Annotated in this window: 22 protein-coding genes; 7 read left to right on the top strand and 15 right to left on the bottom strand. The window is 42.8% G+C overall.

The window, feature by feature from the left end; all coding sequences use genetic code 11:
• Positions 1–1,186: 1,186 nt before the first annotated feature.
• Positions 1,187–1,978 carry a hypothetical protein gene (locus F0361_RS13185; protein WP_154919143.1) on the bottom strand — a complete coding sequence of 264 codons (792 nt, stop codon included), beginning with the start codon at positions 1,976–1,978 and terminating at the stop codon, positions 1,187–1,189.
• 193 nt (positions 1,979–2,171) lie between these two features.
• Here F0361_RS13185 and F0361_RS13180 point away from each other — a divergent pair, with 193 nt between their 5' ends.
• Positions 2,172–2,801: a GntR family transcriptional regulator gene (locus tag F0361_RS13180; protein WP_154919140.1), complete on the top strand. Its 630-nt coding sequence runs from the start codon at positions 2,172–2,174 to the stop codon at positions 2,799–2,801.
• On the opposite strand, the gene F0361_RS13175 is transcribed toward F0361_RS13180, so the two are convergent.
• On the bottom strand, positions 2,802–3,404 hold the full coding sequence (locus tag F0361_RS13175) for a hypothetical protein (protein ID WP_154919137.1): 603 nt from the start codon (positions 3,402–3,404) through the stop codon (positions 2,802–2,804).
• 4 nt (positions 3,405–3,408) lie between these two features.
• The gene (locus tag F0361_RS13170) at positions 3,409–3,912 is read right to left on the bottom strand and encodes an RNA polymerase sigma factor (protein WP_246160887.1); all 504 of its coding nucleotides are present in this window, start codon (positions 3,910–3,912) and stop codon (positions 3,409–3,411) included.
• A gap of 126 nt (positions 3,913–4,038) precedes the next feature.
• Here F0361_RS13170 and F0361_RS18785 point away from each other — a divergent pair, with 126 nt between their 5' ends.
• On the top strand, positions 4,039–4,176 hold the full coding sequence (locus tag F0361_RS18785; protein ID WP_170258003.1) for a hypothetical protein: 138 nt from the start codon (positions 4,039–4,041) through the stop codon (positions 4,174–4,176).
• A 4-nt stretch (positions 4,177–4,180) separates the two neighbouring features.
• On the opposite strand, the gene F0361_RS13165 is transcribed toward F0361_RS18785, so the two are convergent.
• From F0361_RS13165 to F0361_RS13155, 3 genes are read right to left on the bottom strand one after another with little or no spacing between them, the layout of a single operon-like run.
• Positions 4,181–5,272 (bottom strand): amidohydrolase family protein, encoded by a 1,092-nt coding sequence (locus F0361_RS13165; protein WP_154919135.1) that lies wholly within the window; start codon positions 5,270–5,272, stop codon positions 4,181–4,183.
• 10 nt (positions 5,273–5,282) lie between these two features.
• Complete coding sequence (locus F0361_RS13160; protein ID WP_154919133.1) at positions 5,283–5,900, bottom strand: nucleotidyltransferase family protein; 618 nt, start codon at positions 5,898–5,900, stop codon at positions 5,283–5,285.
• Positions 5,897–6,904, bottom strand: coding sequence for an XdhC family protein (locus F0361_RS13155; protein WP_154919131.1), 1,008 nt, complete (start codon positions 6,902–6,904; stop codon positions 5,897–5,899). The genes F0361_RS13160 and F0361_RS13155 overlap by 4 nt, the downstream gene beginning before the upstream one ends.
• Positions 6,905–7,076: 172 nt before the next feature.
• On the opposite strand from F0361_RS13155, the gene F0361_RS13150 reads away from it, so the two are divergent.
• Both F0361_RS13150 and F0361_RS13145 read left to right on the top strand, forming a co-directional pair.
• Complete coding sequence (locus tag F0361_RS13150) at positions 7,077–8,168, top strand: vWA domain-containing protein (protein ID WP_154919129.1); 1,092 nt, start codon at positions 7,077–7,079, stop codon at positions 8,166–8,168.
• 204 nt (positions 8,169–8,372) lie between these two features.
• Positions 8,373–9,209 (top strand): OmpA/MotB family protein, encoded by an 837-nt coding sequence (locus tag F0361_RS13145; RefSeq protein ID WP_154919127.1) that lies wholly within the window; start codon positions 8,373–8,375, stop codon positions 9,207–9,209.
• 343 nt (positions 9,210–9,552) lie between these two features.
• Here F0361_RS13145 and F0361_RS13140 read toward each other — a convergent pair whose 3' ends face one another.
• The 3 genes from F0361_RS13140 to F0361_RS13130 form a co-directional block, all read right to left on the bottom strand.
• The gene (locus tag F0361_RS13140) at positions 9,553–11,022 is read right to left on the bottom strand and encodes a M14 family metallopeptidase (protein WP_154919125.1); all 1,470 of its coding nucleotides are present in this window, start codon (positions 11,020–11,022) and stop codon (positions 9,553–9,555) included.
• 328 nt (positions 11,023–11,350) lie between these two features.
• Positions 11,351–12,004 carry a peptidoglycan recognition protein family protein gene (locus tag F0361_RS13135; RefSeq protein WP_154919123.1) on the bottom strand — a complete coding sequence of 218 codons (654 nt, stop codon included), beginning with the start codon at positions 12,002–12,004 and terminating at the stop codon, positions 11,351–11,353.
• Positions 12,001–12,432: a 3D domain-containing protein gene (locus tag F0361_RS13130; RefSeq protein ID WP_154920255.1), complete on the bottom strand. Its 432-nt coding sequence runs from the start codon at positions 12,430–12,432 to the stop codon at positions 12,001–12,003. Before F0361_RS13130 ends, F0361_RS13135 begins: the two co-directional genes overlap by 4 nt.
• Before the next feature lie 97 nt (positions 12,433–12,529).
• On the opposite strand from F0361_RS13130, the gene F0361_RS13125 reads away from it, so the two are divergent.
• Entirely contained in the window at positions 12,530–13,864 is a 1,335-nt protein-coding gene (locus F0361_RS13125) for a serine hydrolase domain-containing protein (protein ID WP_154919120.1), read from the top strand.
• A gap of 443 nt (positions 13,865–14,307) precedes the next feature.
• Here F0361_RS13125 and F0361_RS13120 read toward each other — a convergent pair whose 3' ends face one another.
• On the bottom strand, positions 14,308–15,150 hold the full coding sequence (locus tag F0361_RS13120; RefSeq protein WP_154919118.1) for a 1,4-dihydroxy-2-naphthoyl-CoA synthase: 843 nt from the start codon (positions 15,148–15,150) through the stop codon (positions 14,308–14,310).
• A 147-nt stretch (positions 15,151–15,297) separates the two neighbouring features.
• Between F0361_RS13120 and F0361_RS13115 the strand changes: the two genes are divergently transcribed.
• On the top strand, positions 15,298–16,026 hold the full coding sequence (locus F0361_RS13115; RefSeq protein ID WP_154919116.1) for a phosphatase PAP2 family protein: 729 nt from the start codon (positions 15,298–15,300) through the stop codon (positions 16,024–16,026).
• 50 nt (positions 16,027–16,076) lie between these two features.
• On the top strand, positions 16,077–17,213 hold the full coding sequence (locus tag F0361_RS13110) for an amidohydrolase (protein ID WP_154919114.1): 1,137 nt from the start codon (positions 16,077–16,079) through the stop codon (positions 17,211–17,213).
• A gap of 2 nt (positions 17,214–17,215) precedes the next feature.
• Here the strand turns inward: F0361_RS13110 and F0361_RS13105 are convergent, their stop codons facing one another.
• The 5 genes from F0361_RS13105 to F0361_RS13085 all read right to left on the bottom strand — a co-directional run bounded on the left by F0361_RS13105 (position 17,216) and on the right by F0361_RS13085 (position 23,955).
• Positions 17,216–18,454, bottom strand: a complete 1,239-nt coding sequence (locus F0361_RS13105) for a glycosyltransferase (protein ID WP_154919112.1) — start codon at positions 18,452–18,454, stop codon at positions 17,216–17,218.
• A gap of 24 nt (positions 18,455–18,478) precedes the next feature.
• A complete protein-coding gene (locus F0361_RS13100; protein WP_154919110.1) occupies positions 18,479–20,680 on the bottom strand; it encodes a hypothetical protein in 2,202 nt (733 codons plus the stop codon).
• Between the two features lie 187 nt (positions 20,681–20,867).
• Positions 20,868–22,379, bottom strand: coding sequence for a DEAD/DEAH box helicase (locus F0361_RS13095; RefSeq protein WP_154919108.1), 1,512 nt, complete (start codon positions 22,377–22,379; stop codon positions 20,868–20,870).
• 125 nt (positions 22,380–22,504) lie between these two features.
• Positions 22,505–23,434 (bottom strand): 2-hydroxyacid dehydrogenase, encoded by a 930-nt coding sequence (locus F0361_RS13090; protein ID WP_154919106.1) that lies wholly within the window; start codon positions 23,432–23,434, stop codon positions 22,505–22,507.
• Between the two features lie 11 nt (positions 23,435–23,445).
• Positions 23,446–23,955 (bottom strand): DUF6155 family protein, encoded by a 510-nt coding sequence (locus F0361_RS13085; RefSeq protein WP_154919104.1) that lies wholly within the window; start codon positions 23,953–23,955, stop codon positions 23,446–23,448.
• Between the last annotated feature and the right edge of the window lie 160 nt (positions 23,956–24,115).

The following is a 24,115-nucleotide window of genomic DNA, read 5'->3' as shown; positions in this document are numbered from 1 at the left end:
CGCGATTTTTAAGTTGCTATTTAATTTTTAATAAAGAAAGAACAGAAGTTTGAGTAGCCTTTTACAAAATTTCATCTCTAGGGTTGAGAGAAAGATTCCAATTATTGGTCGGAGCAAGATTCCTAACTTTTCTTTAAACTACCCCAAAGATAGCATATGTTTTATAATAATTTCGGTATTAAGTTTTAGTTCTTAAAGGTCCAATTACAACCCTGAATTTAGTTTAGCATATTTTTAACATTTATTTTATTTGATTGATTTTCAATATTTTAATTAAAATATTTATATTAAATAGTACCTTTTATTACATAGTACTGTAACAAATACAATCCATCTTCGTCTCCTAGATATAACAGCAATTATCAATTAGTAGTTAGAAAATAAATTAATCAACCCGATACATATTGGGATAAAAAACGAAGAACATGAGAACTTTTATCAGACAATTACCCACGGAAGCTAGAAGACATTCCTTCTTTAGCAATTTTAGAAACAGTAAACGCGTGCAATGGGCCGAGGTTAGAAACCATACCCATTAATCCGGAATTCATCAATCAATTAATCATCAATCAGCTCCCGATTCATTTCGGGACATAAAAAAACGAACAACATGAGAACTTTTATCAGACAATCACCTACGGAAGCTAGAAGACATTCCTTCTTTAGCAATTTTAGAAACAGTAAACGCGTGCAATGGGCCGAGGTTAGGAACCATACGCATTGAAGAGTTAGGAGTTAGAAAAATCAGTCATCAGTCATTAATCATCAATCAATTAATCATCAATTAGCTCCCGATTCATTTCGGGACAAAAACGAACAACATGAGAACTTTTATCAGACAATCACCTACGGAAGCTAGAAGACATTCCTTCTTTAGTAATTTTAGAAACAGTAAACGCGTGCAATGGGCCGAGGTTAGAAACCATACCCATTAATCCGGAATTCATCAATCAATCAATCAATTAATCATCAATCAGACCCCGATTCATTTCGGGACAAAAACGAACAACATGAGAACTTTTATCAAACATTCAATAACCGAAGCGAAAAGGCTGACCAAAGGTAAAGTCCGTTGGGTAGCTGCCAAGGAAGTCATAGCTTTGGTTTAGCATACACATAAAATGAAAAAGGATAAGACCTCATCAATCTTATCCTTTTTTTGTCTGCCATTGTAAGGGCAAATGTTTTAGTCACGCAGGGTAATCTCCTCTTCTACTCCATTTGGGTAGGTAATGGTGGCAACGTTATCACACGTACTATCGCCAAAATCTACATTTACGGTAAGGCCATTTTTAGAAACGGTCATATCACCGGCGGCTACATACCCACAGTTAACACTACTTGTCAACGGAGCATTTACCGTAACGTTGTACGTATTTCCTTCGTAAACAACGGTCCAAGTTCCAGCAATGCTATAGGTAGTCGATTCAAGCGAATCACCAAAAGTAAGGGTAAAAGACCTTTCGCCTTCGTCGGAAATTAAGGAGCCATCGGCCATTTCAACCGTAAGGTTGCTAGTTACCGAAAATGAAACACTATTTCCTTCAGAATTGGCACTTAACTGATATGATCTGGTTCCATTGATTTTAATTTCACCCACATAAAAATCTTCATAACTGGCCGAAAAAGACCCTTGTTCCCCGTCGGTGTTATAGGTCACGGTAAGAGTTCCGTTAATATTTTCGGTGCCATTGAGGACACAATTGTTAAATGTGGCCACATATCCCGTATCCGTATACTGGGCACTGTAGCACTCATTGACCATCGATTTTGCAGTGCTACCGTTATTGTTGTAAAGTTCGAACAGGGCAACATCGATACCACCTACAATATCGTCCGTTTCCAGCACCGCCTCTAAGTCGGCTTGTGAAAGTACTATATCATTGTCCTTTTCGGCATCATCGCTACAACTGTACCCTAGTATCAGGACAGTGGCCAAAAGACTTAAATTCTTCAACGTGTTTTTCAAAATTTTCATCTGTTTATTTTTTTGATTTGTTTAAAGGGTTACCTATTACAACCATAAAAACGTGCAACTAACACAAATAGTATGGTTTAAGAGCACGCAAGCCGTGCATTTCAACGAATAATTTCCGGCTGCCGACTCCAATCGACATACTAGAGCGCCAAAAACAGAGTTAAAATCATATACGATATATTATATTTGAAAAATGATCCAGAAAATAAACCTAAGGGACCAGGTACGGGATTATTTGCTTTTTGAAATGAAACAAGGGAAGCTGCACATTGGTAAGACCATCAACCTGGCCGCCCTTTCCAGGGAATTGGGAGTTAGTGTGACCCCCATACGGGAGGCATTGACCCAACTACAGCAGTCCCATATCATAAAGGCAGTACCTAACAGAGGATTTATCATTGCGGAGCTTGATGTTAAGGAAGCCGAGGACCTCTACGGACTGGTGGCCAGCTTAGAGGTTATGGCCATTGAAAACTCGGAATTCAATAGGGATCATATCGACGCGCTTAGAAAGCAACAGGATGTATTCGAAAATGCCCAAGATGCCATTAGCCGGATTCAGGCCGATTTGGAATTTCACCACCTGCTTACCAAAGGGTACGAAAACGAACTGGCGTTAAAAATCCTGCAAGATTTACGAACCCGAATATTCTTTTACGAGCGTGCCTTTACTTCGGACGATTCCTTTTACAATAAATCCGACAATCAGCATGAGGCCATAATTTCTGCCATTGCCGATGACAACGTGCCCACCGCCTCCCTCCTATTAAAAATGAACTGGATGTTGATCCTCAATTACATCCAAAAGAAATTAACGGAATAATCATGCTTCCAAATCCTCCAACAGGGCTTCGGCAGAATTCGTTACCTTTTTATAGCTTCTATAGCCCCATCGGCTTACAAAAACCATAAGAACGATAACAAATACCATGGCTATTATCTGTTCAGGTTTCATTTCCGAAAGGATCAAAGTCTTGTCCCTGAGCAGCTTTAAGGCCAAGGCCGGCGAGAACACTAGGGAAATAAAGCTCACGGCAATGGCAATTTGCTGAAGTTTTAGGAGTCGCTTTTTTTCCTTGGTATAAGTTATAAGGTTTTCCCTATACGATTTTGTAAGGATATCAAGGTTTTTTATCCGATGCAATGAAAGCAGCACCAAGGTGGGCAAAATCGTTAAAAAAGCTAGTGTAAATACTCCAGAAAGCTTTAAGTACAAGGTATCCAGTTTCCAGAAATTTAAAAGTATAAACCCGGCCACTATATAGCATATAATGGCCCCTACGTTCTCGTAATTGTTGAGTTTGCTGAATTTGTTCCGATAGTTGTTCCGTGTCATCTTTATTATTATTTCGTTCGTTAATTTTTTTTGCTTTTCCAATTCCTGGCTCATGGCCATCCAATTCGCCTGTAATTCTTCCAATTCCATCTGCTTATGTTTTTACCATGTTTTTTCTAAGTTTTTCCTTGATTCGGGATATCCTAGTTCCCACATTGGACGTATTCAATCCCGTTATTTCCCCTATTTCCTGATAGGATTTCCCCTCCAATAACAGCAGCATGATACCCTTTTCCAAGGAGTTCATTTTTTCAATCTGACGATGTAACAATCGCACGCGTTCCTGAAAAAGGTCGTCAGTGCCCTCCGCCATACTAACCAGGGATTCCTTGATGGGTTCCGATTTCGGGATGCGTTTTGATTTCTTCAAATGCGTAATGGCCGTGTTCATGGCCACCCGATACATCCAAGTACTGATCTTGGATTCGTTTCTAAAACTGTCAAAATACTTCCAAAGCTGATAGACGATTTCCTGAAACAAATCCTCCCGATCCTGTTCATTATTTGTGTAGATAGCGGAAACTTTGTAAAGTAACCCCTGATGTTCCCGTATTACCTCTGCAAAAGCATCGCTATTCCCCATGCAAGTTTTCTTCATTTACCTATAGGTATGCAATGTGTCAAAAAAATCACATAAAGGGACAAAAATCATTTTGGATTGGATTTAATTTGCTGGCATGCAACAAATAAAAATGAAATTCGTTTCCATCTAAAACATTCAATCATGCAATATTTGAACAAAGAAATTGAGGCACTGACCAACAGGAAGAAGTCGGCCTCCTTGGTAAAAAGGGAAATTTCCTGTGGTGTTTTTCAAGATGTTGAAAAGCTTCCACAAAAAGATGTCGAAACCGCCATATAGACCCTTATTCAAACAATGTCCTGTCCAACCCTGGTATGAGCTTCAGGGCATTTTCATAATATACTTTTTTGAGCACCTCGTCCGGTAGGTTTAATCCGTACATGGCCCAAAAGGCGTGGTACTTCTTATAATAGGGAAAATATTCATCGTTGCTTTCCAGCACCCTAAAATACGTGGGGAATTCATCCGGGTTCCAACTGTCCTTTCCAAAAAGTATCCTATCCTGATATTTAATAAAGAACTCCCTGGCATGTTGCGGTTGCCGACCCAATTCTGCGATTACGGCGGAGATACCAATGTTCATATTGGGTATCTCATCCAACAATTCGCCCAGTTTCCCCAAATTGTTCGCGTGCCAACCCATGTGGGCATTGATAAATTTCGTTTTTGGATGTCTTTTAAAAACATTATGCTGTTCCTGTATAATCTGTTCCCAAGGTGCGGGATCTGTATTTGAACGTTTTCTTCTGGGGTGGGTTTTTAGTTCCAGCCACCGTTCGTTATCGCTATCCATATCGTCCCAAAAAGACTTAGGGTCGGCTGCATGGATCAAGACGGGTACGCCCATTTCCGCACATTTGGCCCAAATAGGGTCCAAACGGGAGTCGTCAATGGCCAATCTGTTACCTGAAGCATCGGTATTGCGAAGCCCAAGACTTTTGAAAACCTTGAGTCCCTTTGCCCCGTTTTTGATGTCCGCCTCCAATTGGGCAGCGGCCTTTTGACCCCATTCGCCACCATCCGCTCCTTCAAAGTCTACATTCGCGAACACCACAAACCTATTGGGATAGCTTTTCTGGATATTATCGACCTTCTCCTTGAGACTTTCCCCCGAACCACCACTGAGGTTCACCATAACCCCCTCGTTCAAGGATTCCATATCCTTTAAAAGGCTGCCCAGTTTTTCGACGGACATGTCCCGCTGATGGCTGTGGACGTCTATAAATCGGAATTTTGCCTGTTTTATCTCGGCACCCGGAACGACGAGCGTTGAGGTAGGGTTGTATTCCTCAAAACTCATTTCCTGTGAAAAAACAGCTTGAGGTAAGGCAATTACAAAAGTGGCAGCGGCGATAAGGCTATTTAGTTTCTTCATAAAAAGGGATTTATGAGTAGTGATTTTCGTTATAGATTTTTTGATAGGCTTCCGGAGTATCGATATCGGCCAAAAGCCCTTGGGCATCCAGGCCGAGGGTGACGGATGTATTGAAACCCAGTATGTCCCGGGCCCCATAATCGGAGTCCAGCTTCAATAGTGCATCGTACAAATCCGGTCCAAAAATTGCCGGAACGCCCATTTTTTTTCCATAGTTACTGGCTACGATGGAAACGTTTTGGGTTGAGAATTCAAGCAACATACGGTTTAGATAGTCTGGGGTGACCAATGGCTGATCGGCAAGACATATCAACACGCCATCCAAAGGAGAATAGGTTTCCCTAAGATATCGAACACCGGCGGCTATACTATTTCCCAAACCTTTTTCCCATGTGGCGTTTTCAATGATATCCGTGGAAGAGGGGTCGGTTTTTAAACTAGATTTTATTTTTTGGGCATTGGCACCCAAGACGACCACAATTCTTTTGGCTTCCAGTTCCATTACGCGGTTCAGCACATATTGCAATAAAAAAGTACCTTTCCATGGCAATAATTGCTTGATATCCTGCATCCGACCGGATTTTCCAGCGGCCAATACAACAACGCCTATGTTCTGGACCGATTTCAATTATGGATGCCTTCTTTCTTGTCCTTCAACATGATGGGTTCCTGGTTTCGTATCACCGCCAAAATCTCCGAAAGTATGGCAATGGCGATTTCCTCCGGAGCTTCGGCACCAATATTGATTCCAGCCGGTCCATGAATGCTCTCAAAAAAAGCATAGTCCTCGTCGGGATATAAATCGATGTACTCATTGAATAGTTTTTCCCGTCTTTTGGAAGGTCCCAAAAGCCCAAAATACATAGGTTTACATGTCTTTACCGCATGTAGGTATTTTAGATCCTTCACGTAACTGTGCGTCATTAACACCAAGGCCGTTTGATCATCGATTTTCTCTATGGGCAAATCTTGTGGTTCCACGTTCCAAAGCTCGTCGATGCCCGGAAAATCGGCTATGATCTTTCCCTCAGACGGTACTACGCTTACAGAAACCTCCCATCCCATTTCCAGAGCGATTTTGGATAGTTTTACCGCATCGTGTTCCCCGCCTACGATGGCCAGTTTATAGCACGGTTTTAGGGTCTGCTCGTAAGTTGAACGTTCAGTTGAATCGGGTCCTGCACCCAGGGGAATCGGTTTTTCATCAAATAAAAACAGGGAACCAATATTGGCATGTTCCCCGTATTCCTTCACGTAATAGGAAAGAATTTTAAACGGAGTCCTGGTTTTTATGGACCTATGGAAGCCCTTGAGCAGTGCTTCTGTCGGTTGAAATGGCTCAATTAGAATATATAGTATTCCCTCGCAACCCAAACGAAACCTACCGTCATAGGTCATCATTTTCGGGGTGTCGGTCTTAAAAACGCTCGCGGCCTGAAAAAGCACCTCCTTCTCAACGCATCCCCCGCTAACCGCCCCAACCATGGTACCGTCCTCAGAGATCAACATACGAACCCCGGGCCTTCTATACGAAGAGCCGTCCAGGGCGACCACACTGGCCAACACAGTTTTGAGACCTTTGGCCCGTAAGTTTCCATACTCCTGAAAAATTTTTTTGAGTTCGTGCGTCATTTTGAATGGCAGTTGCTATAGTTTTGCCCACTAATTAGCGAAAATTACCCAATCCCGCCTGTTTTTTAAAGACTGGGTACTTTCTTTAACACTCTTTAACATAATTTTTTCAATGGCCCATAATTTCCGAGCGGAAAGTGCGTTCTGCTTGATGAACTCAAAATGTATGACTATGAATTTGTTCCTAAGAACCTTTGGTTTTTTATTTGCGCTTTCTCTTTTTGTTTCCTGTGGTAATGCCGATGACGATGTAGACCTAAACCTTAATTTGGGTGATGGCCTTGGAAAAGGAGTGCCCGTGGACGATTGTTTGGGGCTGGAAGAAGGTGAACTCGTGCTCTCAATCCAGGACCAGTATACGACCTTACCTGGAAAAGTATCCATATTCTTTAGGGTTTCCGATACCAATGGAAATCCCGTACCCGGATTAACGGCAGAGCAATTTACCATTTACGAGCAGGGAAGAAATGACGATTGTTTCAATACCATTTCCACGTCTGAATCTTTTGCACGTATTTCCCCAAATTCACAGATATTCTCCAACAACGCCCTTTTGGTGCTGGATTTGAGCAACAGTGTCTTGGAAAGCAGCTTGCAGGAACTGAAAATGGCCAGTGCCAGTTTTGTGGACAACGTGATGCCCGATGCAGAGTCCGACTCCTTCAAAATGGCCATTTATTGGTTCGATGGTGAAAATGAACTGCATTTGTTGAACGAACTTACATCCTCCAAAGACGAATTGATTACATCCATCAATGGAATTACCGATAACATCAGTACCGACCCATCAACGGATCTGTACGGAGCGGTCATAAAATCGACCGATATCGCAACGGACATTATTAATAAAACAACCAGTGGAGACAAGATTGGTGCCGCTTCCGTGGTCATCTTTACCGATGGTACGGATCAGGCTTCCAGGTTTACCGAAGAGGCAGCACTCAAAAAAGTGAACGACGCCAATTCCAATATTTCTTTTTTCAGTATTGGATTGGGTAGCGAAATCGATACACAGGTATTGATGGATATAGGGAAGACTTCCAGCGTATTTGCAAGTAACAAGGATGATTTGGAAGATACCTTTAACGAGATTTCAGAAAAGGTTTCGGAGCGGGCGAACAGCTTCTACCTCTTCGAATATTGCAGTCCAAAACGGGACGGCAGTGGAGAAAATAATTTGGCCATCGAGGTAAATACGGGTACGAGACAAGGTGCGGTACAGACCAAGTTCAACGCCAATGGATTTACCGGCGGTTGCGAGTAAAAAAATATACCGATTGATTTAAAAAGAGGCAAAAATTGCCTCTTTTTTTATATCTAAATTTTAACAGCCTAAACCTTTTTATATCAACAATTTAAAGCCTTTAAAAAGAGGTCGATTTCCAAAACATTGCCATTCCAAAAAATCCATTCCCAAAAAATTCCCGTACATGTTATTGAAAGATTATTAACTAAATACACACTTGAAATGAAAAAATTATCAATAATCGGAGTAGCATCCATTGTACTTTTATCTTCCTGTGTTTCGAAAAAGAAATACGTGGCCTTGGAGGACAACTTGGCACAGACGCAAAGTAGATTGACCAAGACCCAGGTAGAAAAAGAAGAGTTGGAAACTAAAATGGCCAAAATAGAGGCCCGAGTGGAAGAGTACAACTCCAAAATAAATTCACTTAAGGAAATAAACGACAGTCAGTACACTACCGTGGATGATGTTGCCGTAATGAGCAACAATACCAAGGCAAACATGAGAAAGACCTTGGAAAACGTAGATCCAGCAAAACTAGCCGAAGCCAAAACACTTCAGGATTCCATGAATTTGGCAGTTTCCTATAAACTGAAACAATCCATCGCGGACGAAGGGGAAGATGTGGACGTAAGCATTGACAAAACCGTGGTAATGATAAACATCTCTGATGAATTGTTGTTCAACACTGCTGGATATAGGGTTAGCAACAAAGCCGATAATGTACTTAAGAAATTGGCCGATGTCATCAATTCCGAACCCAGTATGGAAGTAATGGTAGAGGGTCATACGGATTCCAGAACTATCAATACTCCCTTGTTCGAGGATAACTGGGATCTTAGTGTGAAAAGGGCGACTTCCATTGTTCGCGAACTACAGAACGAATACAATGTAAATCCAAAACAGTTGATCGCTGCCGGTAGAAGTAGCTACCTTCCCTTGGTAGAAAACGACAGCAAGGAAAATATGGCCAAGAACAGAAGGACCAAAATCGTAATCCTTCCAAATTTGGACAAATTCTTCGCCTTGATGGATGCAGATACAGCTAGTATCGACTAGGAAAAAACTGAATATTTTAAACTAAGGGTGGCAATTGCCGCCCTTTTTTATTTCAGGAATCTCTGGTAGGGTTTGGTGGTCCGATAATTGTTTATATATTATAATAACCCCAAAGAATACCAAACAAACACATCCTAAAGGCTATTGGAATGTTCAATTTAAAAATTAAACGTCATGGATGTACTCAAAGAAATTTATTGGAAAAGTGCTTTGGGCATTTTGCCAAACCCTCTTAAAAGTCTGGTTTTACTCATATTCTCGGGAATTGTAGCCATATTGTTCACCATGTTATATCTTCTTTTAAAACATGGTCATTATTTGAATGTACAATTTGGTTACTAGATTATTTTCTAAAAATCATGGCATTGGGAATAGTAATGTTTTCGGACGCTAGGTCGAAAAGAAAACCGTTGATGACCGCAAACGTATACTTTCCATCCTTTCTAAGGAAAAAAGTGGGATTGATACCAGGCTGGAGTCGTAAATCCGGCGCCTTAAAATTATCGCCCACCAAGTGCAAGGGTATGGGCGAATTCAATTGTTTTAGCGGAATATCGGATACTTTAAGGTAGCCATAGCCTTCGGATAACAATTTTTTGGCATCCAACTTTTTTGCTTCGGCCATAGTGGAAACCGTTTGACCATATACCTTTGCCGGAACAATTTCATGACCTGCGGCATCCAAAGTCTCATAACCGTAATAGGTGGATAAATCGCCTTGATCCCAAATCCTACTGCTGTACCAAAAATTATCATGGTCCTCATAATCCACCTCCACCTGATTGATGCCCAAGTCCAAAATATAGGAATCACCCATTAGATTATAGGTCGCACCTACAATCTTTAGGTCAAACAGCATCCTATCGTTTTCCGGTATTTTTTCATATTCCGAGATATCGATTTCCTTGAAATTTTCCTTGGCTATGGTATAGATGGCCGATAAAATGGAGACATAGTTAAGTTTTCGGATTTCCTGTTTTTCCGGGTCTTCAGGATACCCACCCGATTCAATCAAAATGGTACTAGTGCCCCATTTTTGGATGTTGTCACCGAAAGCCCTAGGCTCAAAAGCATCGTTATACCTACCTACTTGTCCAGGTGCATATTTCTGTAGGATGTTGTTCATGAAAACAATGATTTTCATGGCATTTCCGCGTACTTCATTAATATCCTTTTCATAGTTGAAAGCAGGGGCCAAATAGGAAATTGTGGCAGGCTTCTCCGTCCGTTCTGCATTGTAGTAGGTACTTTGATCGTGCAGGTTAAATCCAAAATCGGCATCCAGGCTATCCCGCACCCTTTTCAAGGTCTTTCCTTCGGGCGATTGCAAACGAAGGGCATCCCGATTGATATCGATTCTCAACAGGTTACGACGTTGAAAGAGTTCCGCCCCATCCGGATTGAGCATGGGCAAAAAGTGAATGGTCAGGTTGGAAAGCATCGCTTCCTTTTCTTCCTGAAAATCGGGACTGTCCAAAAAATTAAGGATATCAAAAATTGCCTGGGTGGCGGTGGGCTCGTCCCCATGCATCTGGGACCACAAAAAAACATCGGTTGCACCGCTACCAATACTGACCAAGGAAAGCGATTTTCCACCTATGGAGGTGCCAACCTTATTCACCGTGAACTTCGGATTCCTTCTGAATTTCTCCAACAAGGGTTGTAGATCGGCGTGCTTTATTCTTCTTTTCCCAAGCGTGGGTTCCTTATATTTGTCATACGTCTCGTACAATTGTTCGGTTATATCCTGTGCCTGGCTGGTAAAAATTGTCAGGATTAAGAAAGCAATGATAACACAATGAAATCTTTTCATTCGTTTGAAATTTGGTTAAAATGTCTATTATCAAATATTTACTTTTTTATTACTCCTCGTACATTTTAAAAATATTATACAAAAATGTCAGTTCGAGTGGTTGATTTTCGATTTTTCCCATCGAAAATCAAGTGTATCGAGAACCCCTCGCCTTCGCTCAGGGCAGGCTCCTTTTCGGCCTTAAAAAGGTTCTCGCTACAATTTTTCTTCATTGCATTGCGAAAAATCACTCGAACTGACACCTTTGGTCAAGACAATAGGTTCAAATTACACCTCGGGTCTTCGTAGAGGTACTTAACTTTCCATACAAAATCCCTCGACGAGGGTTTCATTCAGGGATAGGTTTAAAGTTCAAATCCTTTACGGCGTTTCTAACGTTTTGCATAAAATCGTTTCCCGGGTCGGTCTTCTGGGTCCTATAGCCTTCGTCCTGCTCCAACCATAAGGGATGGTTCTCAAATTTTGAGTATTCATAATGTCCGATCAGATATTCGATATCATATTTTTCCGCCAAATAGCGAACGAGCCAAATATTGGATTTTAGCTGGGCCTTGGTCAAGGGTTGTCCTGTGTCCCCGCCCACATTCTCCACACCTATGGCACAATGGTTCAAGCCTATAACATGCCTGGCCATGGTCGTTTCGGGCATTAGTCTATAAATGGTACCATCGCGGTCCACCATAAACTGGGAGGAAACGTTCAGGGTCCCGGCAGCGTTGATATCGGGCCTGGAATTGGGCAAGGTTGGCGAATCAAAAGCGTTGAAGGATTTTTCAAAGGTTGGGATTACGGTCCAATGCAGCACGATCATTTTAGGTATGATATTCGGGGATTCCTTTACCAATCCGTATCTGTCCTGCATATATTCCAAGGTCAATATCCTTCGCTCGTCATCAAAGGTAATGGGCTTGTCCACAATGGTACGGGTCACCGAACAGGATGTCAGGCAGACAACTAAGGCCAGTATTTTTATAACCTTCATTTTTGAATTTCGTTTACGGTGTCTTTTTTCTTTAGAACGGCATACTGTATCTGGACCTTTCTCCGCCCCCACTCCTTGGCCTTCTTTTTGTCCTCACCCATATAAATGTCGATTCTATTGCGCCATCTGGGGTGCATCTTGTCCTTTACGATATAGATTCCCTCAAATGTATCGATTTTTACCAAGGTGTTGTGTCGCAATCCTTGCCTTAAAAGATCTCTGGAGACAGCGATCCACTTGACCCCCGGTTTGATGGAGTCGCCCCAGGACGTTATCTCCGGATGCTCATAGGACGTCTGCCCCGGTAAGGAATTATAGGCGGTGGCCGTAACGGTTAGGGGAACCCAATCATACATATCCGCTTCCTTGGACCTTTGGTCACATCCAATACTAACAAAAAGCACGAAAAGCCCCAGAATTCGATGCATGACTTTTAAATGAGACATGGAATATACTAATAATCTCTTTTTGTCAATACGACCCATATAAACCTTTTTCTCTAATTTAGAAGCCAATAGATGGAAAATGAAAAAAATTAAATGGGCCTTTGCCCTCCTGTTGGTCGGACTTCTGATATTCGGCTACATCAATTATCCCAAACTGAACCTCATTTCCGGTTATGCCTCCAAAAATTTGGCATCCAATGTATTTCTTGCAAAAAGGGACGCCTATTTCGTGAACACAGTAGACCACGATATGCCCCTGATAAACCTGGCTACGGCCGAAGCCGATTCGGAAATCAAATCTGCCAAGGCTTCCGTATACGGACTCATGGAACGGATATCGGTCTACAAAGAAGGGCTGGGAGCCGTTCTGACCAATACCGAGCATCAAAAACACAACTTTTCCATAGTTCCGGAACGAAACCAAAAAAGAGACACCCTACCCTTTCCATACGGAAATCAGGGGGTTAAGGATACCGTAATGGCCAATGTGGATTATGATGCCTTGGAATATGTACTGAGCAGGGCCTTACAGGATTCCGTTCAAAAGACCAGAAGCCTATTGGTGGTATATAAAGACCAGATCATTGGGGAAAAATATGGTGACCGATTTACCAAGGATACCAAAATTTTAGGCTGGTCCATGACCAAAAGTATTTTGGGAACCCTATATGGCATTTTGGAATATGAAAATGGAATTTCCCTGGAATATCGCCCTTTTGAATCGCTTTATAATACCGATGGCCCAAAATCAGAAATAACGCTGAACCATTTATTGCGGATGCAAAGCGGATTGGCCTGGGACGAAGATTACTTTAAAATCTCCGATGTCACCAAAATGTTGTTCCTCGATTCCGATATGTCACAAGGGCAGGCCGATAATGCCGTAATCGCGCCACCGACCGAAGTTTGGAACTATTCTTCAGGCACCAGTAATCTGCTTTCGGGAATTTTGAGAAAACAGTTCGCAACGCATCAGGAATACTTGAATTTTCCCTATACCAAACTGATCGATAGAATTGGGATGCACTCCATGCTAATAGAGACAGATTTGGAGGGTAACTTCGTCGGTTCCTCCTACGGATGGGCCACCACCCGGGATTGGGCCAAGTTCGGACTGCTCTACCTACACCGGGGAGATTGGAACGGTGACCGACTCTTTGCCGATAGTTGGGTGGACTACATCACCAAACCCACGGAGAATTCCAACGGCACCTACGGTGCCCACTTTTGGTTGAATGCGGAGGGGAAATATCCCGATCTACCACGGGACCTGTATTCTGCCAATGGGTTCCAGGGGCAACATGTGTTTATCATTCCCTCTAAAGAAGTTGTAATCGTACGAACCGGACTCGAGGAACAAACGGACGAACAGTTCAATACCTTGATCGGTGATATTCTAAAAACCATCGATTAGGCTTAATTATCAAAAACATTTGTACGATTTTTCAACCAAACTACAATTTGTAAGCGGTTGACCACAAATTCGCCTTGGGAGACAACATTAGTTTCCCCAAGCCCACCTTCCTAGCTACTTTTACAGTGTTACAAAAACGAATTAATTTTTTTCATTTTCATATAGTGTTCTCGTAAAAGAGTCCGGTCGAACTGATCGGGCTCTTTTTAGTTTGTGGTAATTTGACTTGATTTAGTTCAGGACCAATCATTTAGCGAATACGGTCAACAAATCGTCATTCCTCGTCGCACCGTTATAACGGTGCGACGAGGAATCCCATCTAACTATATTCTTTTTGGGAATTCTCTCTGCGTTCGAATTGACAAAAGACCAATGAAACCTAATTTATTCAATAGTTTTCAATAGCTTATTTAAAAAGTGTTTCGCAAATAACTTAAGAGCAATCAAGGCAACCAATTGTTCTTGCCAAAGTTGGGCTTTCTTTTTTCCAAAAAGGCGTTCCGGCCTTCCTTTGCCTCTTCGGTCATATAAGCCAGACGGGTAGCTTCGCCGGCAAATACCTGTTGCCCTACCATGCCGTCATCCGTAAGGTTCATGGCGAATTTGAGCATTTTAATGGAGGTGGGGGATTTCTGTAAAATCTCCTGGGCCCATTCATAGGCCGTATCCTCCAATTCAGAGTGGGTAACCACGGCATTGACCATGCCCATTTCAAAAGCCTCCTGTGCGGAATAATTCCTGCCCAAAAAGAAAATCTCACGGGCCTTCTTCTGCCCCACCATCTTGGCCAAATAGGCGGACCCGTATCCTGCGTCAAAACTGGTAACGTCGGCATCGGTCTGTTTAAAAATGGCGTGTTCCTTACTGGCCAAGGTCATATCACAGACCACATGGAGGCTGTGACCGCCTCCAACGGCCCAACCGGGAACCACGGCAATCACCACTTTCGGCATAAAACGGATCATACGCTGCACTTCCAAAATGTTGAGCCTATGCTGGCCATCGGCACCCACATAGCCCTTTTCACCCCGGGCCTTTTGGTCGCCGCCGCTGCAAAAGGACCAGATGCCATCCTTGGTAGAGGGACCTTCCGCAGAAAGCAATACTACGCCAATGGAAGTATCCTCCTGGGCATCGTAAAGGGCCTTTATCAATTCACTGGTGGTATGGGGCCTAAAGGCATTCCGAACATTGGGTCGGTTGAAGGCAATTCGGGCGACGCCGTTCCTTTTTTTATAGGTGATATCCTCAAATTCCAGAGCTGTTTTCCAATCTGCTACAGACATTTCAAATCGTTTTAAATTAGCGGTATAAAGATAGCTGTTCCTTGGGAAGTCTGTCAAGTGTATATGAAATGAGTTAGCATCTGTCCTGTTTTTGTCCGTTAAACTCTAAGAATAGGATTAAATTAGGCGTATCATAGCAAATTGTCAATGAAAAAAACGGTCTATAGCATTATAAAGTCGGTACGGAATTTCCTTTCCGAAAAATTTCATAATGAGGACTCCCGTTTACCCTATTATATTACCGTAATCATTTCTTTGATACTTGTGGTGGGGGGTATTAACCTGTTCGTTGAACTTACGGATACCCTAAAAACCGATACCCTTGCAAGATATGACACCGCAGTAACTGACTATATCATTTCCTTTAGGAATCCCTCTTTGACCACCTTTTTTAAGTTCGTAACGGATATTGGGGATGTCACGGGCTACCTGATCGTTTTGATCCTTTTCGTGCTACTTTCCTGGCGTATCATTAAAAGTTGGAAGTATGTGCTACAGTCCGTGGTGGTACTGGTACTGGCAACCCTTTCCAATATGGCCCTTAAACGCTTCGTGGACCGAGCAAGACCGGGTATAGAACATCTGGTCTCGGTTAAGACCTTGAGCTACCCAAGCGGCCATGCCATGGGGGCGATGGCCTTTTTTGGATTTTTAATCTACCTGATATCCAAATTAAGAATCAATAGGATTTTTAAATATTCCTTGATGGTGTTGGTTGCCTTGCTGATTTTGAGTATTGGTATTAGTAGGATCTATCTTGGGGTCCACTATCCCTCGGATGTGGCAGGAGGTTTCATCGCGGGATTTATATGGGTCGTATTTTGTATCCTTATTTTTGATGTGATACAGATTTTTAGAAGGGACCCCGAAGTTTAAATCCGATACTTCCCAATTCAAAGTGACACACCCTAGGAATATAAATGAACATGTTGGACAAGCTCAAATCTCTTAGAAAGGAACTACATCAATTTCCCGAAGTATCCGGAAATGAATCGCAAACCGCAGAAAGAATCAAGGCGTTTATTTCGCAAAACAGCCGACCCACACAAATTTTGGAGGGTTTAGGCGGAAACGGGCTTGCCGTTGTTTACGAAATCTCATCAGATGGGCCCGTTATTGCGATACGGTGCGAATTGGACGCACTGCCCATTCCGGAGAAAAACGAATTCGCCCATCGTTCTAAAAATCAAGGGATTTCCCATAAATGCGGACACGACGGCCACATGGCCATTGTAGCCGGATTGGCCCTATGGGTAGCGGAACCGCACTTTAAAAAGGGAACAATTGTGTTGCTCTTCCAACCTGCCGAAGAGACAGGACAAGGCGCTGCCCAGATTTTGGCGGATACAAGGTTCCAAGCTTTAAATATTGAATATATTTTTGCCTTGCACAATATTCCCGGATATCCCTTACATTCAGTACTTGTTCCCAAAAAGGGATTTTCGGCTGAGGTCCTAAGTTTCGCCTTACACCTTAAAGGGAAAGAATCACATGCCTCGGAACCTGCTAAAGGTATTAATCCCGCTCATTGCATGGCAGAAGTGATTCAGAGGTTTGATGCGCTGAACATTAATTATCCTGAGAATCCCAATTATAAAATCCTAACGCCCATTTACATGCACATGGGCGAAAAATCCTATGGGATATCGCCTGCACTTGGGGAACTTCATTATACCGTTAGGACGTGGCGCCCAGAAACTATGGAAACCTTACGGAAAGAAATAGAAAACATTTGTTACCATATTAGTAAATCCAACTCCATTATGTATTCTTTGGACTGGTTCGAGCATTTTCCCGCAAGCTTGAATGACGCACAAGGCGTTACTTTGGTAACCGAAGTAGCTCATAAAAACGGTTTTAATGTCATAGAAAAATCGGTGCCATTCTCATTTGGAGAGGATTTTGGGTGGTTCTCAAAAAATTATAGGGCTACGATGTTCGGGGTCGGTGCCGGGGAAAATGTCCCTGCTTTACATCATGCCGACTATGATTTTCCCGATGCCCTAATATCCACGGGAATTGAAATGTTCAAGTCGGTAATCAAGGAAATTCTAAAGGAGTAGGCTTATTTGTTTTTATGCTTCTCCTCAATCCATTTGGATAAATACTTGGTGCTCTGCACCGTATGATGCTCCAAGATTCTGCCCATGATATTATGTTCGCGATGTGTTGCAAGTGATTCCGATACTTCCGTAATCCTATCCATCAAGGATGTTTCCAAGGATGTTTTTTGGTACAGTGTATTGATGATTTGTATGCCGTTGTCCTGTGCCTTTTGCCACACGGTTTTATCCGTATACAATTCAATGGCCTTATCTATAAAATCGTCTTGGGTCTCGGAAATAAAACCGTTCCAATCCAGCGCACAATGCATTCCTTCGGCACCGATTCCCGTGGTTACGCTGGGCGTCCCGTTCAATAGGGCATCCACCAATTTGCCTTTTATACCCGCTCCAAATCGCAACGGAGCCAGACAAACGCGCGCCATTTTCATGACCTCGGATACACTACGGGCACGTCCCCGCACATAAAACCCTTTTTTGGGATTGTGCAGCTTCGTGACGGCATCAGGCAGATACGCCCCATATACATAGCATTTGGCGTTCGATATACGCGCAAGAATTTTAGGCCAGATATCCTGTTCCAAGTGTTTTATGGCATCCACGTTGGGCGCATGTAATCCCCCGCCGATAAAAAGAAAATCCCTGCGTGCCTCAAATTCCGGCCAATCATTTTGTTGTGAAATGGCATCGTACATAAACGGAAGATGCCATAATAGCGAAGCATCAATTCTGGCAGTCTGTTGCAGGAGTTCCATCTCATAGCTGGAAATAACCAAGGTAAGGTCGCTCCGCAACATACTGGCCAGTTCCCGTTTGGTCCTATCGTCTTGCAACCAATGCGCTTCGGTATAAGGAATGCCCTTTTTAAAACAGTTTTCCCGTGAATGCCGCAAGGAATGTAAATCCTCGGAATCCAAAATCCGTAGCGCTTCTGGACAACATTCGGAAACACGCCAGCCGAATTGTTCCTCCGTAAGAAATCGGTCGAACAGAACAATATCGGGCTGGAGTTCTTTTATCAAGGCATCAAAGGAAGCATCGTTCAGTTTTATGTGATTGGTCGCAATTCCCATTGCTTCCAAATCTTGGGAATGTTCCGTTTTTGAAGCAGCGGACACAAATATGGTCTCAAATTCATACTTTTTGAATATTTCGATTAATTGCATCATCCGCACACCTGCCGCCGTAGCGGTAGGTTCCGGCCAGGTAAGTCCAATGACCAATAATTTTTTGGATTTCATCTCCATGCAATATTCAGGAAATATTTATTTCAAAGGATTGTACCCAATATCGTCCACAACCACCACTCCTTTGGGACTTTGGTCAAAAACAAACCGAATGTGTTTTACAGCCTTGGGGTCGAAATCCGATGCTTTCTTTTCAAACTTGGAAATCGGAATGTGGAAGGTCTGCAGTTGCACTTCCCAAGCGTCCCCGATCATGTCCTTATCCAGAAACTCAAATTTGGTAAACTTTGTCTTGAGCGGTGGCATGATGTTTTTGATATCGCTTATTTTTACGGTGGCCGATTGTCCCAAGGTATCTGTCAAGACAAGACTGAAATCATAGTCCATTTTCGGGTCCGTGTCCTTATCCCCTTCCACATCGGTTTCTTTGGAATCCAATTTCAACCATTTGGGGTCACCGCTGCCAATGGAAAGCTGGATACTAAGTATGGAATCTTTCCAAAACGGGGTGTCCGATATTATTTCATAGGTCGGTTTTGTATCGGTGGATATACTATCCGTCATTTTCCACCCCAAAACCACTGCATTGTTGTCCTGCTGCCCATTGTCGCGCGTCGTTAGGCCTTGCTCCTTCCATAGATTCAGGTGATGCCCTTGTATCGAAATGCTGTCCGACACGGAAGTAATATCGATGTCCTCCTCAAAATCCACCAGCTTAACAAAATCCGATGCTTCAAAATGGGTCATTAGAAATTCGTCCGGCAACCAATCCTTGGCGTACCCCACATTTTTAAAAATCGGGATATACGCATCGTTATTTTTTAGAACCGATTCCGCAAAAGCACTAATGAACACCTGGGCCACTTGCTGCTGTTCTTCACCTGAAAGTAACGGTTCTAGGTTCAACAACCATTTCATGGGCGCTCCAAAATCCGATTTACCCCAGGTGGAATTGAACTGACCGTGATTGGCATGATGGACATAAACACCCGCTTTAAAACGCGGTACGGAATCCGTAAACTGCAACCTACGGTACGGCCGCAAGCCCCAAAAGCTGACTTCATCCGAATCATAGGAACCTTGCAAACTCAGATAGTTCACGTCTTTTAGAACGATTTTCCGATCATATCTGTAATCGGTTGGCGCAATGGACACAATACCTTTGATGTTGAAATTGAAATCGAACGGTACTTGGGCATTATCGGGGAAAAAAGGAAGTCGGTTATAACCACCGGCAATCGTTACGGCCTCCCCGCCCCTGGAATGGCCCATTAGCATGATATTTTCCATATCCACCTTACCTGAAAGTTCGTGCGCCGAATCGTTGTTCCACTGTTGCCATTGCTCCAAATGTTTCAGCAATAGCCAAGCCCTAACTGGCATTTCCTTACCCCTAAAATCTCCGGACCAATGTCCGTTGACAAAGTTCTCATCGACGGACACCGTTATGATGCCCCTACTCGCCAACAGGTTTCCCAAATAGCCATAGCCGTCATCTGAATAATCGATCATGCTATGATTGCCATGAACGATGAGCGCAAGCGGAAAAGGCCCTTCGCCCTGTGGCATGTAGACTCGCCCGTTCAACGGAAACTCGGTGACGCCAAAGCCCCAAAATTTTTCCCTCCATTTTTTCTTTTTCCCCTTCCATTCCGGCAAGAGCAACGATGCGTCTACGGTTGGTGTCTGAAACCGAACTTCTTGTGCATATTCGGTTCTTTTTTTGTCCGAACCTCTGCCATAGGTAAAAGCATCGACCTCAAAACTGCCAAGGGTTGCCGGGTTTTCAACACCGATTTCCTCCAAGCTAGGCTCACCATCGCCCAAGCTAAATTTTGAAAAATCATTTTGATAGGGTTCCGATCCCTGATTCGCCAGTAAATAAATCCCATAACCCAAACCGATACAACCAAAGGACAGCATCAAAAACGAAAACAAGGATTTCGTCCGTAAAAACCACCAAAGGCAAACGATTACTAGTAATGCGGTACCTGCCAAGGCATAATATAGGGCATCCGGCCAACCAAAACCGAAGACTTTTAGGGCAACCAAGGTGGAAACTCCGCTCAATAGAGCCAAAATATAAATGGTATCAATGCCTTTGAAAACAAACTGGATCAATTTGAACAGTAAGTAAAAGAGTATCTGTACCAGGATTCCACTTAAAATAGCCAGAAGCATCATCAAAATTGGTGGAAGACCTGTTAAAAAATGGTAGCCATAAATCCCCGCGAGTATAATGGTGGGGATAAAAGTGAGCAGGAGCTGTCGGTTTTTCATGCGCTTGGGTTGGAGTTTGTTGATTGCCTTAAATTAACCAACTCCTTTTAAATATGAATCCTTTTGGATTATTTTTATGGATAGCCTAAATTTTAAGATTTTTGGAATCCAAGATGGTCGGTAGAAGACGAAAAAATTATTAGATTGGAATATCGTAGGATTTATTTGAACCCATTCGCTCGAGCCGCTACATCTTTGCGGCGAACTTTTGGGATATTTTCGACCGTAGTTTGCGTTCATAATCCTCCTCCAACCATTCCTTGTAATTTTTGGTATTGTTCATGATACAATAAGAATACTGCCGTACTCGATACTGGATTTCCTCCTTCAGTTTCTTGGCGAGGATACGCGCATCAAATACATCGTCGGCATTTTCCACGCATATCTGGGCATGTTGCTCAATGCTTTTTTCCAAAACCAATTTGGATTTTTCCCCATTGGCGAAACTCTTCTTGTATTCCTCCTTAATGTCAAATTCGATGTTTTCTGATTTTGAGAACTCATCCCTAAGTTCCTGCGGCATTTCATACACAAACTCCCGCTCGATTTCCTCATCGTTCTTGATATTCTCCAAAAAGAAATCCGGAAAATGGAAGATTTCCTGCCAATCCACCTTGGCATCCCACATGCCAAAACGGGCAATGTTATTCCCCATATCGATTACGTTGAACTCTTCCTTATGTGGCAGGTATCTTGAACCCCGTCCAATCATTTGAAAATAGAGGGTAAGCGAGCGGGTGGCCCTGTTCAGGATAATGGTCTCTACGGATGGCTCATCAAAACCCGTTGTAAGAATGCTCACGGATGTCAATATGGCATCGGGGGTTTCCTTGAACCATTTCAGGATTTCCCTTCGCTCCGAAGCACTATTCTTATTGTCCAAATGCCGGATGTTGTATCCTGCCTTCCTAAATAGGTCGTACACATATCGGGAGGTATTGATACCGTTGTTGAAAATCAAGGTTTTGCTTCCCTTGGCAATCTCCTCGTAGGCGTTCATCAATTTGCCCAACATGCTGTGATTGCTGTAGAGCTCGTCCGAAGACTTTACGGTATAATCGCCATTGATGCCCAGCTTTAAGCTTTGCAGGCTTACATCGTAATTGAACATGTTGGCACGTGCCAAAAACTTCTTCTGGATTAAGGATTCTATGGACTCCCCAATGATCAACTTTTTGTAGTTGTCCTTCATGGGAAGTTTTATATTGGAACTCAAAGGGGTTGCGGTAACGCCCAGAATAACCGACTTGTCAAAGTATTTAAAGAGTTTCCTGAAGGAATTGTAATGGGCCTCATCGATGATGACCAGGCCAATATTGTTGATTTCCACCTTGTCCTCCTGCAGACGGTTGTTCAAGGTCTCCACCATGGCCACAAAGCAGTTGAAATCGTCCTGGTCCTTTAGTTCCTTAACATCACTGTTGATAATTTTGTTGCGAACCCCAAAACCGGTCAGCATCTTGGAAGTTTGAAGACTAAGTTCAATGCGATGAGTAAGCACTACGACCTTCTTTCCCGTTCTTTCAATGTACCTTCGTGCGATTTCGGAAAAAATAACGGTCTTCCCTCCACCTGTGGGCAGCTGGTACAAAAGGTTGGAATTATCAGGATTGTCCTCAAGATATTCAAAGATTCTTTTGAGGTCTTCCTCCTGATATCCGTATAATGTCTTCTCCGTGGTGTCCTTTGTGGCTTTCAAAAAGGCAAGAAATTTAAGTCCGGTTAAAAATTACGAAACCTTAAAATTAGAGGATTTTTATCGGTAATTAAAATATAAATCCCGCTATGGCCCCTATTCTGTAGAGAATTTATGAACGATGATTGTTAATAGCCTTTCTTTCTGTTCACCGTATTTAGTAGTTCCTTACCCATTCTGAGTCGGTCATAATTTTCCAGTATCTGGGGCACGACGGAATCTGTATCGGAGACGCTGGCGTAATGCGGTGTCATGAAGATTTTTGGATGTTGCCAAAAAGGATGGTCCTTTGGCAATGGCTCCTGATGGTAGACATCCAAACAGGCACCGGACAGATGATCGGCATCCAAGGCTTCGAGCAGGTCCCTATCGACCAAATGGCCTCCCCTGGCCACATTGATGACATAGGCGCCCTTTGGTAATCTTTCAAACAGTTCCTTGCTGAGAATCCCCTCCGTATCCGGCGTCAGGGGAAGAAGACAGACCAAAATTTCGGTCGCTTGTAGAAAAGCATCCAGTGTATCTGATCCTGCGAAGGTTTTTACATTTTTCAATTCTTTTTGGCTTCTGGACCACCCCTGAACGGTAAAACCGAATTTCATCAAATCGGTCGCCGTCAAGGCTCCCAATTCCCCTAACCCCATGATTCCGACGGTAACGTCCTTGATTCGTCTGTAAATTTTGGGTTTCCAATCACTAGCTACCTGTTGCAGTTTATAACTATTGAAATTCTTCAATTCCGCAAGGATTACCGCCAGTACGTGTTCAGACATATCACTGGCCAAGTAGGGATCTACGACCCTGGTAATGGGTATATCGGTGGGTGCCGATGCATCCTCGAAAATATAATCAACACCCGCCCCAGAAGAGGCGATGCACTTTAAATTGGGATAAACCGATAGGCTTCCTTGGGGATGTTTCCATATCAGGGCCATGGTAATGTCCTGTTTTGGATGGTCTTCCAAATAACTATATATCGCTATGGAAGGGTTTCTTTCCTTCAAGGCTTTCTTCCAAGCCTCGATTTTTCCGTCCTGTCTAATGATAACTATCGCCATAATTTTCTGATTTATTCCAAAATGTCCAAGGCCTTGGAAAACCCCTCTTTATAAAGCCAATCCCCGGTCTGTGTATGATTGTAAATGCTTACGATTCGCCCTTTGAATTCCTCCAAAATCCCATGTTGGGAAATAAAGTTAGTCATCTCCGAAAAGGAATTGAGCATGCTCTTGTAAAATGCATCGGGTACATTGCGTTCCAAGGCAAATGTTTGGGCTATTTCAAGGTTGAAACACATGAGGTCCGCCACCAAGGCACTATCCACTCCCAGTTTGACAAAGTGTTTGATATACTTTTGGGCGACCGACCTTCTCGCCTTGGGCCGATTTCTTTTTACAGGAAAGTATTCGTTGGTGATTTTGGTCTTGGCGTCCTGCAACAATTTGTCCTCCTTGGGATTAAAAGCAAAATCATAATAGGTCTTTACCACGGGAAACTTTTCATAAAGTTCCATGATCTGGGCTTCCAGCTCTTTTTTTCTTAATTCCGATAAATAGATTTTTAAGGCTCTTTTGCTCATAATAGGTCCGTTATGCCAAAAATACACTTTGTGGCAAGATCCACCTAAAACCTTGATAATTTATGGGATAGCTTATAAATTTTGGAAAACATTAAGGGTTTCCCTTTGGAAAAGAGCTAATAAAAATGTATAATGAGAACTTGGACATACACTAAATAAT

This window comes from Maribacter flavus (assembly GCF_008386635.1).
Taxonomy (GTDB): Bacteria; Bacteroidota; Bacteroidia; order Flavobacteriales; family Flavobacteriaceae; genus Maribacter; species Maribacter flavus.
This window is presented reverse-complemented; position numbering and strand designations above follow the sequence as displayed.